This is a genomic window from Streptomyces sp. NPDC093591, from assembly GCF_044764885.1.
In the GTDB taxonomy this organism is placed as follows: domain Bacteria; phylum Actinomycetota; class Actinomycetes; order Streptomycetales; family Streptomycetaceae; genus Streptomyces.
This window is the reverse complement of record NZ_JBIWIY010000002.1, coordinates 627,095-642,707: the sequence shown is the minus strand read 5'-3', so window position 1 is coordinate 642,707 and position 15,613 is coordinate 627,095. Positions and strand designations below refer to the sequence as shown.

At 70.4% G+C, this 15,613-nt stretch carries 11 protein-coding genes and 1 riboswitch; of the genes, 4 read left to right on the top strand and 7 right to left on the bottom strand.

Features of this window, described 5'->3' with window-relative positions:
- From fxsT to ACIREI_RS06150, 6 genes are all read right to left on the bottom strand, one after another.
- Entirely contained in the window at positions 1 to 4,062 is a 4,062-nt protein-coding gene (gene fxsT / locus ACIREI_RS06175; protein WP_403327847.1) for an FxSxx-COOH system tetratricopeptide repeat protein, read from the bottom strand.
- On the bottom strand, positions 4,055 to 5,293 hold the full coding sequence (locus ACIREI_RS06170) for a TIR-like protein FxsC (RefSeq protein ID WP_403327845.1): 1,239 nt from the start codon (positions 5,291 to 5,293) through the stop codon (positions 4,055 to 4,057). The genes fxsT and ACIREI_RS06170 overlap by 8 nt, the downstream gene beginning before the upstream one ends.
- Positions 5,290 to 5,949 (bottom strand): TIR-like protein FxsC, encoded by a 660-nt coding sequence (locus ACIREI_RS06165; protein ID WP_403327843.1) that lies wholly within the window; start codon positions 5,947 to 5,949, stop codon positions 5,290 to 5,292. Before ACIREI_RS06165 ends, ACIREI_RS06170 begins: the two co-directional genes overlap by 4 nt.
- Positions 5,915 to 6,790, bottom strand: coding sequence for an aminoglycoside N(3)-acetyltransferase (locus ACIREI_RS06160; RefSeq protein WP_403327841.1), 876 nt, complete (start codon positions 6,788 to 6,790; stop codon positions 5,915 to 5,917). The genes ACIREI_RS06165 and ACIREI_RS06160 overlap by 35 nt, the downstream gene beginning before the upstream one ends.
- Positions 6,787 to 8,973 carry an FxsB family cyclophane-forming radical SAM/SPASM peptide maturase gene (locus ACIREI_RS06155; protein ID WP_403327839.1) on the bottom strand — a complete coding sequence of 729 codons (2,187 nt, stop codon included), beginning with the start codon at positions 8,971 to 8,973 and terminating at the stop codon, positions 6,787 to 6,789. The genes ACIREI_RS06160 and ACIREI_RS06155 overlap by 4 nt, the downstream gene beginning before the upstream one ends.
- A gap of 411 nt (positions 8,974 to 9,384) precedes the next feature.
- On the bottom strand, positions 9,385 to 10,419 hold the full coding sequence (locus ACIREI_RS06150) for an MBL fold metallo-hydrolase (protein ID WP_403327837.1): 1,035 nt from the start codon (positions 10,417 to 10,419) through the stop codon (positions 9,385 to 9,387).
- A 162-nt stretch (positions 10,420 to 10,581) separates the two neighbouring features.
- Here ACIREI_RS06150 and ACIREI_RS06145 point away from each other — a divergent pair, with 162 nt between their 5' ends.
- The 3 genes from ACIREI_RS06145 to ACIREI_RS06135 all read left to right on the top strand — a co-directional run bounded on the left by ACIREI_RS06145 (position 10,582) and on the right by ACIREI_RS06135 (position 12,642).
- Complete coding sequence (locus ACIREI_RS06145; RefSeq protein ID WP_403327835.1) at positions 10,582 to 10,791, top strand: hypothetical protein; 210 nt, start codon at positions 10,582 to 10,584, stop codon at positions 10,789 to 10,791.
- Positions 10,792 to 10,908: 117 nt separating this feature from the next.
- The gene (locus tag ACIREI_RS06140) at positions 10,909 to 12,366 is read left to right on the top strand and encodes an aldehyde dehydrogenase (protein ID WP_403327833.1); all 1,458 of its coding nucleotides are present in this window, start codon (positions 10,909 to 10,911) and stop codon (positions 12,364 to 12,366) included.
- 3 nt (positions 12,367 to 12,369) lie between these two features.
- Positions 12,370 to 12,642 carry a ferredoxin gene (locus tag ACIREI_RS06135; protein ID WP_403327831.1) on the top strand — a complete coding sequence of 91 codons (273 nt, stop codon included), beginning with the start codon at positions 12,370 to 12,372 and terminating at the stop codon, positions 12,640 to 12,642.
- Positions 12,643 to 12,709: 67 nt separating this feature from the next.
- Positions 12,710 to 12,901: riboswitch (TPP riboswitch) on the top strand.
- Here the strand turns inward: ACIREI_RS06135 and ACIREI_RS06130 are convergent.
- A complete protein-coding gene (locus tag ACIREI_RS06130) occupies positions 12,899 to 13,549 on the bottom strand; it encodes a TetR family transcriptional regulator (RefSeq protein WP_403327829.1) in 651 nt (216 codons plus the stop codon). (Overlaps the previous riboswitch by 3 nt.)
- A 210-nt stretch (positions 13,550 to 13,759) precedes the next feature.
- Here ACIREI_RS06130 and ACIREI_RS06125 point away from each other — a divergent pair.
- Positions 13,760 to 15,613: glycosyltransferase (locus tag ACIREI_RS06125; protein ID WP_403327827.1), on the top strand; the 1,854-nt coding region annotated here is incomplete at its 3' end.

Below are 15,613 nucleotides of genomic sequence, written 5' to 3'. Positions count from 1 at the left end.
TCAGACCGGGTGAGGGTCGAACTCCCAGCCCGAGCGGCTCCACTCGCGCAAGGCCGAAGCGCGGGGATGGTCGGCCCCGAGCCGGGCGGTGAGCGCGCCGAGCACTTCCTCACGCAGCCGTTCGGCGGCCTCGGCCTCTCCCAGCTCGTTCAGGACCACCGCGAGGTTGGCCGCGCAGACCAGTGGGGCGGGGTGCTGGTCGTCGTCGAGGACATCGCGGAGCCGGTCCAGTACCTCCTCGTAGGTGGCGCGGGCCAGTTCACGCTGCCCCAGTGCGGCCTGGGCATTGGCCAGGTTCATCCGACACATCAGCGTGAACGGGTGGTCGTCGTCGAAGATCTCCGCGAAGACCCTCGCCGCTTGCTCGGCGTGTGCCAGGGAGGATGCCGCCTCGTTGGCCGTGTAGAGCAGCACGGCCAGGTTTGCGTAACAGGCTGCCGTATAGGGGTGCTGGTCGTGGAAGAAGCGACGGCAGTCGTCCAGGACCCGGCGGGCCAGTTCGAGGGCCTCCTCGGTACGGCCTTGCGCGCCCAGTACCCCGGCCAGGCTCAGCTGGAGCAGCAGCCGGTTGGGTGAGGCCGACCCCTCATCGGCGGGCAGACTGGACAGCACCGCGAGCGTCAGTTCCTCCGCATCCTGCGCCCGGCCCAGCTGGCGCAGGGCGCCCGACAGCGCCTTGCCCGCGTTGATGGTGGTGGGAGAGGACGGGCCGAACTGCTCGTTGGCGAGGCATTGGCTGTAGGTGCGCCGCAACTGGAGCTCGGATCCGGTGTAGTCGCCGCAGTCGAGCAGATCGCGGGCGTAGCTGATGGTTGATTCGCGTGTCCAGGCGTGTTCCGCGCCCAGGATCTTGCTCCGCGTGTCCATCGTCGTGCGGTCCAGCCGCAGGGCGTCCGTGTACTGTCCCAGCACCCGTAGACACACGGCGTAATTGTTGGCCGCCATGAGACTGCGCGGATGGTCTTCGCCGAACAGCTCGAGGAACCGCTCGTGGTTGAGGCGGTCGCGTTCCAGTGCCTCGCTGTAGCGGCCCAGACCTCGAAGGTCGGCCGCCACACCGCCGGACGTCATGAGGATGTGCAGATCGTGCGGGCTGTCCAGGACCGCTTCCTGGCGGTGCAGTACGTCCATGCCCAGGTCCAGGGCCTCCTGGTAACGGCCCTGGGCGCGAAGGATGTTGGCGATCTGGAAGCCCATGTGGAGCACCCAGCGCTCGTCAGGCCCGCTGCGTTCGACCCAGCCCTGATGAACACGCGTGCTCAGGTCGTAAGCCTGCTTCAGCTCGCCACGGCGGCGCAACTGGCGCACCCGGTCCACGATCAGCTTGCGGATGCCGTAGTCGGGCGCCGTCAGGGCCCATGGAGTTCCCAGGTGCGGCCAGATGATGCGGTAACGGTCCCAGGTGTTGTGGTCCTCGGGGTCGTCCTGTTCGGGACGGGCGGCCACCAGAGTGCGGAACACGACGTCCCGGGTGGCCTCCTGCTCCGTCTCCGTCATGTTCAGGCGTACCGACATCTGCACCAGGCGGTGTACGCGGAGACTGCGCGACTTGCGGTCCACCGTGGCGAGTGAGAGCCGGCTCAGCTCCTGGAACGCGCGGGCGATCATTTCCGTGCTGTCGAAGGCGCGCGGGCGGAACTCCTGATCGCCCGCGCTGTCCTGGCCGGTCAGGGACTGTGCGATCTGCGTGCTCTGCAACAGATCCATGGAGATCGGTTCCGGGCTGAACCAGGCGGCCAATTTGAGCAGTTGGACCGCCGGCGGAAAGTTCTTGTTGAGCTGCCCGATGGCCACGCTCCAGGTCTTGGAGACGTCGAGCAGCCGGTCGTCGGGGCTCAGGCCGGCCGTGTCGGCGGCGGGCTGGCGCTCGAGGAGCTTGACGTACTCGTGGGTCTGCAGGCCGCTCTCCTTGAGCACGGCAGCCGCGTGTTCGACGGCCAGCGGCAGATCGCCGAGGGCGGAGGCCACTTCGTCGGCCTCCTCGGTGCTGCACTCGGTGAGCCTGCGCTTGAGGTGCGCCACGCTCTCATCGCGTTCGAACACGCTGACGTCGACGATCTCCGCATACCGTTCCCAGCCCTCGGAGCGCTGACTGGTGATCAGGACGTGGCCGGACTTGCTGCTCACCAGAAGGTCGGACAGATCGTTCACGTGTTCGACGTTATCGAGGATCAGCAACCAGCGGCTGTAGGGCCGGCCCAGACGCAGCGCGTCCTTGACGCCGGCCGCCGTCGCCGTCGGGTTCTTGCGCTCGGCGACCTCCAGATGGCTTGCCAGCCCTGCGAACTGCTCCACCGCGAGGTTTCGCTGATCGGCCTGGATGTGCCAGACGACGTCGTAGTCGCTCTTGAAGCGGTGGGCGAACTCCAGGGCCAGCATCGTTTTGCCCACTCCGCCCATGCCGCGCAGGAGCACCGTGTGGTTGCCCGCCCGTAGCCGCTCGCGCAAAGACCCCAGCAGCCGCTCGCGTCCGGTGAAGGACGGGTTGCGGATCGGCATGGAGAACACCGAGGGCTCGGCCCCGGGGAAGCGGGGACCGCCGTCGCTTGCGGCGGCCGGGCTGTACAGCGGCTGTGTCGGGGCATCCACGGCATTCAGCAGCGCTTGCCGGGCGGCCTCCTCATTGGGGCCGAAGCGGGCCAGATCCGCGGCGCCGCGATCGGAGAACGGCGGGCTCATCCGTACGTCGTCCACGCGGACGGTCACCAGGCTGCGCCGTTTGCCCAGGCCGTCGACGGCGTCGGTGGCCTCCCACGCCGCGCGTGCCTCCGCGGAGTCCCGGTAGGCGTGGGACAGGACCGCGAGGGTTCGGGTGGCCGACTTCATCGCCGACCCGCTGACCGTGCGGTCGGACGGACGGGTGGTGCCATGGGGCAACAGATGCACCTGGAAGCCCACGGACTTGAGCGTGAACTCGATCCAGTCGGCCCAGGTGCGGTCGTCGGGCACGAAGCTGACATGGATGTCGGTGTTCTCCAGCGGCCTTGGCCGCTTGTACAGGGCGAGGACCCGCTTGCGCTCCGCGTCGTCCAAGCGGGGCAGGGCGGTGACCTCACCTTCGGAGATGACATCCGTCAGCCGTTCGCACGCGGCGAGCATCGAGGTGGGGCTGCCGGGGGCGTCACGGAACGGCGCCAGCAATTCCTCGTAGGCGTAGAAGGGCCGGTAGGGGATCTCCACCTTGCCCCAGTACTCCTGGGCGTCCAGCGCGCAGTGGCGACGCACGATGTCGGCGAACTTCGCCCGCATCTGCTCCCGTGCCGCCTCCAAGCGGTCGGCCTCCCCGTTCGCGTCCTCCACGCGCATGGGGACCGGAATGATGCGGATGCCCCGATACCCGTAGAGACTGTCGATCTTCTGCGCCACGGCCTGTGCGCCGTCCATCCCCTGGCTGCTGGGCGTGAAGGCGACGACCAGAGCGTCCGGCAGCAGCACGGTGCACACGTCGGAGACATCGCTCAGGCCGGTGCGGCTGTCGATCAGGACGTAGTCGTAGTTCTGGGTGAGTTCGCGCTTCAGCGCCTCGACGAAGACCGGTCCGTGCCAGGTGTGGTCCAGGAACCGCATCCAGTCGAACTGCGAGTACGCCGACAGGTACTGCTTGTTCTGCGTCCCGGGCGAGACATAGTCCAGCCGCCCGCCGCCGGGAAACTCCCAGTCGACCGGGATCACGCAGTGGTTGAAGCGGGCCTGAGTGGCCACCCACGCCGCCTCGGCGGTCTCCCACTCGTCCTGCGCGTGGCTCTCCGGCTGTCGGCGCTGCTCCAGCACGGTCTGGTTGAAGTGCAGGAAGAGGTCGATGACTCCTTGGGCGGTCCGTAACCGGTCGCGGTCCAGGAAGGGATGCAGAAAGCGGTCCAGGCCGGGCGCGTCCAGGTCCCAGTCGACGACCAGCACCCGCTTTCCCCCCGAGGCCAGGATCCAGGCTGTGTTGGCCAGGGACATGGTGCGACCGGTGCCGCCCTTGTACGAGTAGAAGGTGACGATCTTCCCCCCGGCCGTCTCCCGCGCATCCGCAGTCCGAGTCCCCGCGCTCGCGCCCGCGTCGTTCTCGTCAGTCACTGGTTGGCCTCCGAACCCCGTGACTCCGCGCCGGGCCGGACGACGGGCGCGGGAAATCATCCTGGATGGAATCGAGATACCGCAAATAGCAACTCTTCGCCAACTCCCCGAACAGCCAGGCGAAGACATCGGCTTTCGCGATACCTCGTGCGGCGGTACCGCGAGCTGTGTGGTGCCGGTGCCGGGTCAGATGCGTCTTCAGCAGTCCCAGCAGCCGTTCCTCGTCGCGCCGGGTCTGCGGGTCGTCCTCCGCCAGCACCGCCATCACCGCCAGCCAGGGCCGGTTGGCCTCGTCGATGCGTTGCACCCGCTCCGCGGTCCTGAGATCGCCCAGCACCCACGCGTCGACCACGAGCACCCAGGGAGCGAAGGGCCGAACGGGTTCTCGCGCGGAGCTGTCGGGGGCAATGCTCTCGTAGGCCTTCTCGAACGGGACCAGTTCCGGCTCGAAGCCGAGATTGCGGGCGAGAGCGAAAGCCTGCTGGGTCAGCGATCCGGGTGTGGTGCGGTAAGGCCGCCATGATTCGGTGTCCGGTCCGTAGGAGGCCGCCTCACGCCCGGGCGGAAGCCGACTGGTGGTCGGCGCGAGGACCGTGATCCGCAGGGCGGGTTTCGACGGCTGGGGCGCGAACGCGTCCTCCAGGCCGCGGCGATCGGTCAGCTGCTCGGCGCTGACCGGCCGGGCCGGAGAGTCCGCCCACGACCGCGCGATGCGCTCGGCCAGCCGCCCCAGGACGTGGTGGTAGGCGTGCTGGTCGTCCTCCATCTCCATGAGCCGGAAGAGACCGGACTCTGCGTAGCGGTCCGGCGCGTCCCGCTCCTCGTCGCCGGCCTCGCGCGGCAGCTGGGTGGGGATGTCCAGGGCGGCCAGCGGCAGTGTGGTGCCGGCGGTAGGGGGGGTCCACAGGACGGGGACCACGGCCCGGCCGTAGTCCGGGCCGACCCGCTGCTTGAAGGCGGTCCACTGGCGCCCGCACAGCGGATCGGTGAAGTATCGCGGTTGGTACAGCGGAACGAAGACACGGCAGGCCGCCAGCGCCGAGCGCCATTGGTCGGACGGTGCGTCCGGGCGGTCCATGTGTCCGGCCTGCTCCGCGTCCACCCTGGTCAGCCGGGCCACCTGCTCGCTGAGCTCCTCGAAGAAGGTGAAGACCGGCTTGTCGGGGTCGGACCGTCGAGGTCCCGGAGTGCGGGCGTAGCTGAGGAAGAAGACCGGAGTCGCGTCCGTCATGAGTCCCCCTGAGTGCACGGTGCGAAGACATTGCGCAGGTCGTCGAAGAGGTTGACGTCGCAGGGCCTGAGCCGGGCCAGCGTGGCTACGTCGACGATCCGCTCGGCGATCAGCCACACGGTTCGCCGGTATTTGCGCCACTGCCCGGCCTCCATCAGGCCCCGCAGCCCCAGACGCTTGTAGTCCTCGTCGAGGTCGGAGCCGTGATATTGGAAGGGCTGGACGACGTCGGGCAGGACGAACCGGTCCGGCGAGGTCCACAGCACAGGGACGATCGCGCTGACGGTGTAGGGCTCGCAGCGGTGGTGCTCAGCCTGCCGCCGGACGAATCCGTCGAACTCCATCCCGCACCAGCGGCTGTTGAAGTATTGCGGTGAATACACCGGCACGAAGACCCGGCAGGTGGCCAGCGCCTCCTTCAGGTCCTTCTCCCACTCGACGCCCAGGGGCATGCGCTTGTCGAGGAAACCGACCGGAGTCGTTCCGTCGTGCGTGGTCAGCTGGAGGACGAACTGGCCCAGCAGCTCATGAAACTCGTCCTGCCTTTTGTCCGGCGTACGCAAACCGGCGGCGCGGGAGTGCACTTGTCCGTAGCTGTGGAAGAAATACGGAACCTGAGAGTCAGCCGGGCGGCCGGATAAGTGGGATTCGGTCACCTGCGCTGCCCCCTCCAGCCGTGCGGTGCTCCTTGAACCATTCCACAGCCAAGTCCACCGAATGAGCCATAGGGAGGAGCCGGGCAATTCCTTCACCCACCCGGCCGCGCCGGACCACGCTATGCCCCGTGTCCGTGCGCTGACCCTCCAGCCAGGCCCCCAGCCGCCCGAAGTCCCGGTCGTCCAGGGCCACGTCCTCGAACGACAGCCACCGCCTCCCGGGTCGCCCGTCGGCCTGCCGGCCGTCGGTGACGGCACAGTCGTAGCGGCGTACGGGCGGGTCGGGCGAGCGGTACTCGCCGAGGTGGAAGGCCGTGCACGATTCGAAGCCCACGCCCAGCAACAGGACGCGTGTCCCGAGCCGATAGAGCGGCCCCAGCGGGGAGGCCTCCCCGAGGAGGCAGTCGAGCGGGTGGTCCCGGGTGATGGCCTCGGCCAGCCGCCCCACCGCGGCCAGCGAGGTCTGCGGGTGCGCGCTGCGCCGGGCTCCCGGCGCCGTACGCACCATCTCGGCGACGGCACCCATTCCGGTGCTGGGTGTGGTGGTCGCGTCGAACCCCGGCATCGCCTGCCGGAAGGCGTCTATCTCCTCGGCGGTCATGCCCTGGACGCGTGCGCGGTGGGTGCGGGACGACAGGGAGTTGTCCGCTGTGAACGTCGGTACGACGATGGTGCCCTCGGCGCCGACGGCGGCGCGCAGTGCTTCGACGACCGTCGCCGCCCCCTGCTCCGTCGGGCCGATGCGGCGCAGTGAGGAATGCACCAGGACGACGTCGCCCGAGCGCAGTCCGAGGGCCCGAAGGTCGTCGGCGAGCCGGCGGCTGGTGTACGCCGCCGTCATGAGCCCTCGATCAGCGAGCCGACGGCCGCCCGGACGTCCGCCGCCAGGCGCAGGCCGGCGGGCGTGGGGGCGTCGCTCCCGGCGGCGAAGGCGTCCAGGGCGGCGAGCGCGCGCTTCCCCCAGTGAGCCGCCCCGTCCAGGGCGGCCGGTCCCGGGCGGGTGTGCCATGCGCGGGCCACCGCCAGGTCCGCGTACGCCTGTCGCAGTGCCGCCTCCTGGCCCGTGCCGCCGAGGTCGTGCAGGTCGCGCAGCGCCGCGAACTTCGCGTACTGCCATTCCCTGAGCAGGGTCAGGACGAGGTCCTGGGCGGTGCCCGGCGGCGCCAGTGCCAGGGCGCCGAAGGGCGGGCGGGGGGCGTCCTGCGCCTGCTCGCTGTCGAGGAGCACCAGTGTGGTCACGCCGGCCGCGAGGGCGGCGGCCTGGTGCGGGTACCGGTGTGCGAGGACGCCCCAGGCCGCTTCGAGGGGCCGCCGCCACGCTGCCGCGAGGTCGGGCAGCGCCCCCGCGCCCGCCGGACGGAGGGAGTTCGACTCCAGGCTCGCCTCGAACCCACCGAGCGAAAGACGTTGTACGGGCTCCCAGACCGCCCCACCGCCGTCGGCCCGCCACACGCGTACGCCGTCGGTGCCCGCCCGGACCCCCTGCCCGGACCGGAGGGACCCCCCGTTCGGCAGCAGTCGTAGCCGGCCGACGGAGGGCAGGCGCAGGACGCCGTGGGTGCCCACCGGGACCGTGAGCTCCAGGCGCTGCCCTGCGCGGAAGGCCGCGGCCAGGGCGATCCCCTCGAGGAACTCGGTGTCCGGCACGCTCTGCCCCCGTGCGTCGGCGGAACACGCCGTCACCGCCCAGGCATGGACGGCGGGGTCCGCGAGCACGAGGTCGAGAGCGGGACCGTCCAGCTCCAGCAGAGCCTGCCAGGTGTCCTGCGAGCCGACGCCGGCGCGGTGCAGATAGGCCAGCATCGAGCGGCGCAGGTCCAACTGGGCTTCCGCCAGGCGCAGTACGGCCGCGTGCTCAGGTGCGCCGCCGGCCGTGAGCGCGCCGATGTCGGCCGACGGCACAGCGTGCGGTTGCGCCGGGTCGGCGGACGACTGTATGTGCTGGATGAGCTTGAGCAGGTCGGCGCAGTACACGGAAGGGTTGACGAAGCCGCTGCCGGATCTGTACCGGTGCCCGTAGAGCCCTCCGCCGCAGATGCTCACCACCGGGCATGCCCTGCACTGCGCGGGCAGTCCGTCCAGGCCCAGGGCGCGAGCCTGGAAGCCGGGGTGTCGGGCGGCCTCGTCGAAGCTGTTGACCAGGACGTGATAGCCGGTCTCCGGGGCGCCCTCGGCCACTGTCTTGAGCCAGTCGGCCTGCTCGATCGCCCCATCGGTCTCTATCACCAGGAGATCGGGACTGCCCAGCCCGAGCGCCTCGGTGAAGCCGGGCTCGCCCATCGCCGCGGCCTCCACCGACTCGAACACGCGGATGCTGAACGGCCTGTCGTCCGCGTTCCATCGCTCGTACGCGGTGATCAGCCAGTCCGCGTAGTCCGTGGTGCCGTGCGGACGGGCCGGCGGGTGGTCCCATGTGGCGTGCGGGAGGAGGAAGTCCACACGCGGAGGCCGTACTTCGGCCAAAGCGCCGTACACCGCGTCCGGGTCGTTGGATACGTCCACGGTGCACAACAGGCCTGCGAACGCCGGACGATGGGCGGGCCGCCCGAGCAGTCGCACCGCTCGCACCGTGTCGTCGTAACTGCCCGACCCGTCGGCCCGCACCCGGTGGCGGTCGTGGGAATCCCGGTCCCCGTCCAGCGAGACGCCCGCATGGATGCGCTCACGTACCAGCAGCGCGCAGAACTCGTCGTCGAGGAGCAGCCCGTTGGTCTGCATACGCAGGTCGAGTACGGCGATGCCGTCCAGCGAGCGGCGCAGTTCACGGGCCAGGGCAGCCAGTCGTTCGGGTCCGGCGAGCAGTGGCTCACCGCCGTGCAGCACAACGGTGACCCGAGTCAGCCGGTGCGAGCGCGCGTGCTCGGCGATGCGCTCGGCAGTGGCCCGGACGATGCGCGGCGCCATCACCCGGGGACGACGGCGCCAGCTCTGATCGGCGTGCCGATACACATAACAGTGGTCACAGGCCAGGTCGCAGCGGCTGTGGACCTTCACCACGAACTGACGGAAGGGCCGTGCTGCCATGGGCACCGGCACGTCGTCCGCGCTCCGTTTCAGACGGAGGAATTGAATCCTGCGGGCGCGTCGTCGCCGATCGCCGAGGCCCGCCTGACGCCCCGCTCCCCTTGAAGGCTCAGTTTCGTCAGACGTGCGCGGCCACGGCGGGCGGTCCTGCTCGCGGCCTGATGGGCTTCACCCACTGGGTGTGCGGCGGCGCGGTTCACTACGTCGCTGTGCATGACAGTTCCCCTCGGGTGATGCGCCCCGGAGCACCTTTAACCCGCAATTGTGTCGCGTCCCGTACTGGGCATTCCGGCGGCGGCGTCGCCAACTCGACACCATCATGCTGCTCTTGGGGCAGGGCCGATGACAAGACGACCTCCGGCCAACCGTTCGAGGCGAACGGCCTTGTGAGGAGGGAGGAGCGCGGTCTTCTCAGACCGCCACGTACGCCACAGGCTCACTTCCCGCCACCGCCTCCGCCCTCCCCAGCTTCACCAGCCGTCGCAGATGGGCCTCGGCCTCCGCGATCGCGATGTTCCTTGATCCGTACGGGATTTGGTCCCAGGGCCGGTTCCACTCCATGCGCTCGGCGAGCTGCCAGGGGGTGAGGGGCTCGGCCAGGAGGGTCAGGAGGTCGGTGAGGCGGGACTCGTGGTGGGTCAGCAACTCCCGTACGCGGGCGGGCGCGTCGGTGAACGCGTGCTGGTGGGCCGGGAGGATCTCGGCGGGGGCGAGGCGGCCGACGCGTTCGAGGGAGGCGAGGTAGTCGCCGAGGGGGTCGGTGACCGTCGTGTCGTCGGGGTCCTCGTACAGGCCGATGTGCGGGGTGATGCCGGGGAGCAGGTGGTCGCCGGAGAACAGGCGGCCGTGGCCCGGGAGTCGGGCCGGGTGGTCCTCCTCCAGGTGCAGGCAGACGTGGCCGGGGGTGTGGCCCGGGGTCCAGATCGCGCGCAGGCGGCGGCCGGGGAGGTCGAGGAGGTCGCCGGGGACGATCTCGCGGTCGGGTGCGGCGGGGGAGAGGCCGGGGAAGGTGCTCGGGCGGCGGGCGGCGCGCAGGGGGGCCACGTGGGCGTCGGGGGCGCCGGCCGCGGTGAGCTTGTCCGCCATGTAGGAGAACCAGCGCTCGGGGCGGGTCGCGCGGGTGCGCCGTACGATCGCCGCGTCCGCCGCGTGCATCGCGATCCAGGCGCCGGAGGCCTCGCGCACCTTGCCCGACAGGCCGTGGTGGTCGGGGTGGTGGTGGGTGATGACGACGCCGTGGATCTCGGCGGGTGCGGTGCCGCAGGCCGCGAGGCCCTCGGCGAGGGTGTCCCAGGAGGCCGGGTCGTCCCAGCCGGTGTCGACGAGCACCGGGCCGCGGTCGGTTTCGACGGCGTACACGAGGGTGTGGCCGAGCGGGTTGTCGGGGATGGGGACCGCGATCGAACGGACGCCGCCGCCGTGGTCGTACACCTGCGTCTGCGTCATGGGCTCCCCAATCGCCGCGACACGTTCCGGCCGACTCGGCCACTATAACTAGAACGCGTTTCCATGGGAGCCCGAGTCATCTACCAGCACTTCGGCGAGAGCGAGTGAGGGAAGTGCTCGCAGGGGATCCAGACAGGCATTTCGGCGGGCTCCGCCTGTCGCATGCGCTCGGGGGTCCAGAACTCCCTGATCTCCTCCGGGCTCTTCGTCTCCCTGCTGACGGACACTCCGCTGCTGTGCCGCACGTCGTCCCAGGCCGAGGTCATCCACGCGGCGCCGCAGACGGCCGTCGTCATGGCCGTCGTGAAGACCGCCCAGGCGCGCCTGCGCTCACGGTTCGCCGTCATCCGCCGTTCCTCCCCGTCGAGTTGATCAGCGTAGGCGTGATTGATGTGCGATCCGTGGACTCCTCGTAGTGGAACTGGTATCAGTTCTGAAACAGCGTCAGAAACCAAGGGAACTGCTCCAGCTCCGCGGGAGGCGTCGGCCATGACCGAGCTCATGGAACACGGACAGCTGTTCATCGGCGGGGAGTTGACCGACCCCCTGGGCAAGGACGTCATCGAGGTGATCTCGCCGCACACGGAGGAGGTCATCGGACGCGTGCCGCACGCCTCGTCGGCCGACGTCGACCGGGCGGTCGAGGTGGCGCGGCGGGCGTTCGACGAGGGGCCCTGGCCGCGGATGTCGCTCGACGAGCGGATCGAGGTCGTCACCCGCATCAAGGACGGCATCGCGCTGCGGCACGAGGAGATCGCCCGCGTGATCTCCTCCGAGAACGGCTCCCCGTACTCCTGGAGCGTCCTCGCCCAGGCGCTCGGTGCGATGATGGTGTGGGACGCGGCGATCACGGTCGCGCGGAACTTCACGTACGAGGAGGCGCGCGACGGCGTGCTGGGGAAGATCCTCGTGCGGCGCGAGCCGGTCGGGGTCGTCGCGGCCGTCGTCCCCTGGAACGTGCCGCAGTTCGTCGCCGCCGCCAAGCTCGCGCCCGCGCTGCTGACCGGCTGCACGGTGGTGCTCAAGCCGTCGCCGGAGTCGCCGCTGGACTCCTATCTGCTGGCGGAGATCGCGAAGGACGCCGGGCTGCCGGACGGAGTCCTGTCCATCCTCCCGGCGGACCGTGAGGTCAGCGAGTACCTGGTCGGGCACCCGGGGATCGACAAGGTCTCCTTCACCGGCTCGGTGGCGGCGGGCAAGCGCGTGATGGAGGTCGCGGCCCGCAATCTCACGCGGGTGACGCTGGAGTTGGGCGGCAAGTCGGCGGCCGTGGTCCTGCCGGACGCGGACGTCGAGGCGACGGTCGCCGGTGTCGTCCCGGCCGCCTGGATGAACAACGGCCAGGCGTGTGTGGCCCAGACGCGAATCCTGCTCCCGCGTTCCCGCTACGACGAGTTCGCCGAGGCCTTCGCGGCGGCGGCCGGCGCGCTGGTGGTCGGCGACCCGCTGGACGCGGCGACCCAGGTGGGCCCGCTGGTGGCGCAGCGGCAACAGCGCAGGAACCTCGACTACATCCGCATCGGCCAGGAGGAGGGCGCGAAGATCCTGACCGGCGGTGGGCGTCCGGCGGGTCTGGACCGAGGCTGGTACGTCGAGCCGACCCTCTTCGGGGACGTCGACAACTCGATGCGGATCGCCCGCGAGGAGATCTTCGGCCCGGTGATCTGTCTGCTCCCCTACGGCGACGAGTCCGAGGCCGTGAAGATCGCCAACGACTCCGACTACGGCCTGAGCGGCAGCGTCTGGACGGCCGACACCGCGCACGGCATCGAGGTCGCCCGCCAGGTCCGTACCGGCACCTACTCGGTGAACACCTTCAGCCTGGACATGCTGGGCCCGTTCGGCGGCTACAAGAACTCAGGGCTGGGGCGGGAGTTCGGCCCCGAGGGCTTCGGCGAGTACCTGGAGCACAAGATGATCCACCTTCCGGCCGGCTGGGAGGCGTGAGCGATGGGGGCACCTCCCGCGCGAGCGTATTCGAGCGCGGGGGCGGGCGACCGCTGGCACGTCGAGGTCGACCGGTCGGTGTGCATCGGCTCGGCCCAGTGTGTCCACCACGCCCCCGACGCTTTCCGCCTCGACACCGGCCGGCAGTCCCATCCCGCCGACCCGGAGGCCCACGCGAACGAGAGGGTGCTGGCGGCGGCGGAGAGCTGTCCGGTGGAGGCGATCGTGATCACGTTGCTGGGGAGCGGGGAGCCGGTGTTCCCTCCGGAGGAATAACGCCCGAAAAAATCACGTTTAGGGGGTTTCATTCCCGGCCGTACGTTCTATTCTGGATATAGGCCTACGGGACGAGTGAGGGAGTTCGAACCGGAGTAGCCGACTCTGGCAGGAAGCAGACGGCTTCCGCTGGGGCCGACGTCGACGGTCCGGGCTGAGAGGCTGGAAAGTCGGAAGACCGAGAGGTCGGAAGACCGGAAGGCGACCCCCATCACCTGATCCGGGTAATACCGGCGAAGGGAACCCGTCTCGTAGGTCATTTGCGTGCCTGAACCCGTGTCTCCCGCGCCTCCGGTGTCTCCGGTGCCGTCAGGTCGATCAACCGGCACACCGTCTCGATGTCGATCTTCACCTGGGCGATCGAGGCGCGGCCCGAGAGCCAGGTGATCAGGGCCGAGTGCCAGGTGTGCTCGATGACGCGGACGGCGGAAAGCTGCTCGGGCGTCGGGTTCTCCAGGCCCATGGCGTCCAGGATGATCACCGTGGTCTGGCGGGAGACCTGGTCGACCTCGGGGGAGACGCTGCGGTCGGCGAAGGTCAGTGCCCGGACCATGGCGTCGGCCAGGTGCGGCTCGCGCTGCAGCGCGCGAAAGGCACGCATCAGGGTCTCCGCCACCCGCTCCGCCGCCGTCGCCCCCTGCGGCGGCTTCTTCCGCAGCGTGCCGTGCATGTGCTCCAGCTGGTCCTGCATCGTGGCGACCAGCAGATGCACCTTGGACGGGAAGTAGCGGTACAGCGTGCCGAGCGCCACCTGCGAGGACTCCGCGACCTCGCGCATCTGTACGGCGTCGAAGCCACCCCGGCTGGCGAGCTGCGCGCTGGCGTGCAGGATGCGTCGCCGACGGGCCTCCTGCCGCTCGGTGAGGGGCGGTGAGGCAGGGCTCGCGCTACTGGCTTCCGCAGGCATGGATCCCGTTCCGTGACAGTCGGTGAGGGTGAGTGACCGGACAGAGCATGCCAGGGCGTCGGCCGTGGCGTGAATCACCTGATCCATCGCTCACAGCGGCGCTACCTGCCGGTAGATTCAGAGCCTCTTGAACGATCAAGTCTGAAACTTGTTCTAGATTAGCGTCCCGGCGTAATCTCGCGGGACAGAGCAGGGAGAAGGGGGTCCGGAGTGACCGCTGAGGCCAGGGAGGCCGGGCCCGCGGAGGACCCTGCCGCCGACGGCGAGCGACCGCTCGACATCGCGCTTCTCACCTATAAAGGGAACCCGTTCTGCGGCGGCCAGGGCGTCTACGTACGGCACCTCTCCCGCGAGCTGGCCCGCCTCGGCCACCGGGTCGAGGTCATCGGCTCCCAGCCCTACCCCGTCCTCGACGAGGGCGCGGACTACGCGGGCCGCCTGACCCTCACCGAACTCCCCAGCCTCGACCTCTACCGCCAGCCCGACCCCTTCCGCACCCCGGGGCGCGACGAGTACCGCGACTGGGTCGACGCGCTGGAAGTGGCGACCATGTGGACCGGCGGTTTCCCCGAGCCGCTGACCTTCTCGCTGCGTGCCCGCCGCCATCTGCGCGCCCGGCGCGGCGACTTCGACGTCGTGCACGACAACCAGACCCTCGGCTACGGCCTGCTGGGCGACGTCGGCGCCCCCCTCGTCACCACCATCCACCACCCCATCACCGTGGACCGGCAGCTGGAGCTGGACGCCGCCGAGGGCTGGCAGCGGCGGATGTCCGTGCGCCGGTGGTACGCCTTCACGCGCATGCAGAAGCGGGTGGCGCGCCGGCTGCCGTCGGTGCTGACCGTGTCGGGTACGTCCCGTGCGGAGATCGTCGACCACCTCGGCGTACGGCAGGACCGTATCCACGTCGTGCACATCGGCGCGGACACCGACCTGTTCTCGCCGGATCCCTCGGTACGGCAGATCCCCGGCCGGATCGTCACGACGTCCAGCGCCGATGTCCCGCTCAAGGGCCTGGTCTTCCTCGTCGAGGCGCTCGCCAAGGTCCGCACCGAGCACCCCGACGCCCACCTCGTCGTCGTCGGCAAGCGGCCCGAGGAGGGCCCGGTCGCGCAGGCGGTGGAACGGTACGGCCTCGAAGGCGCCGTCGAGTTCGTCAAGGGCATCTCCGACGCGGAACTCGTCGACCTGGTGCGCTCGGCGCAGGTGGCGTGCGTGCCGTCGCTGTACGAGGGCTTCTCCCTGCCGGCCGCCGAGGCCATGGCCACGGGGACGCCGCTCGTCGCCACGACCGGCGGGGCGATCCCCGAGGTCGCCGGGCGCGACGGCGAGACGTGCCTGGCGGTGCCGCCGGGGGACCCCGGGGCGCTGGCCGCGGGCCTGGGCCGCCTGCTAGGGGACGCGGAACTGCGGGACCGCCTGGGAGCGGCCGGACGTGACCGCGTCCTACGGAACTTCACCTGGGCGAAGGCCGCCGAGGGGACGGTGGCCCGGTACCGCGAGGCCATAGCCCGCTCGGGGGGTTCGGATTCGGGCCGCTCCACGGGCCCGGCCTCCAGCCACTCCACGGGCCCGGCCTCCAGCCACTCCGGGGACCCGACCTCCAGCCGCTCCGAGGGCCCGGCCTCCAGCCGCTCTGCGGGCCCGGTCTCCAGCCACTCCGGGGACCCGGTCCCCAGCCGCTCTGCGGCACCAGTGACGGACCGCTCGGCGCGCCAGACCCCCGACCGCTCCGCGGACTCGACAACTGCCGCAGCGGCAAGGGTGGCCGGGGCCGCGAAGGCTGGTGATTCTGCCCGCGTGGCTGACGTGGCCGGGGCTGGTGAGTCCGCCCGCGCGGCCGTGGCCGTGACGAACGGCGAGTCCGCCCGGCTGACCTACGCCGCCAGGGGCGGCGAGCCCGTGGGCGTCGCCGAGGGCGTCAGGGCCGGTGAGTCTGTCCGCGTGACCGGGGCCGCGAAGGATGGCGAGTCCGTCCGGCTGACCGAGGTCGCTAGGGCCGGTGAGCCCGCCCGCGTCGCTGAGGCCGCGAAGGATGGCGAGTCCGTCCGGCTGACCGAGGGC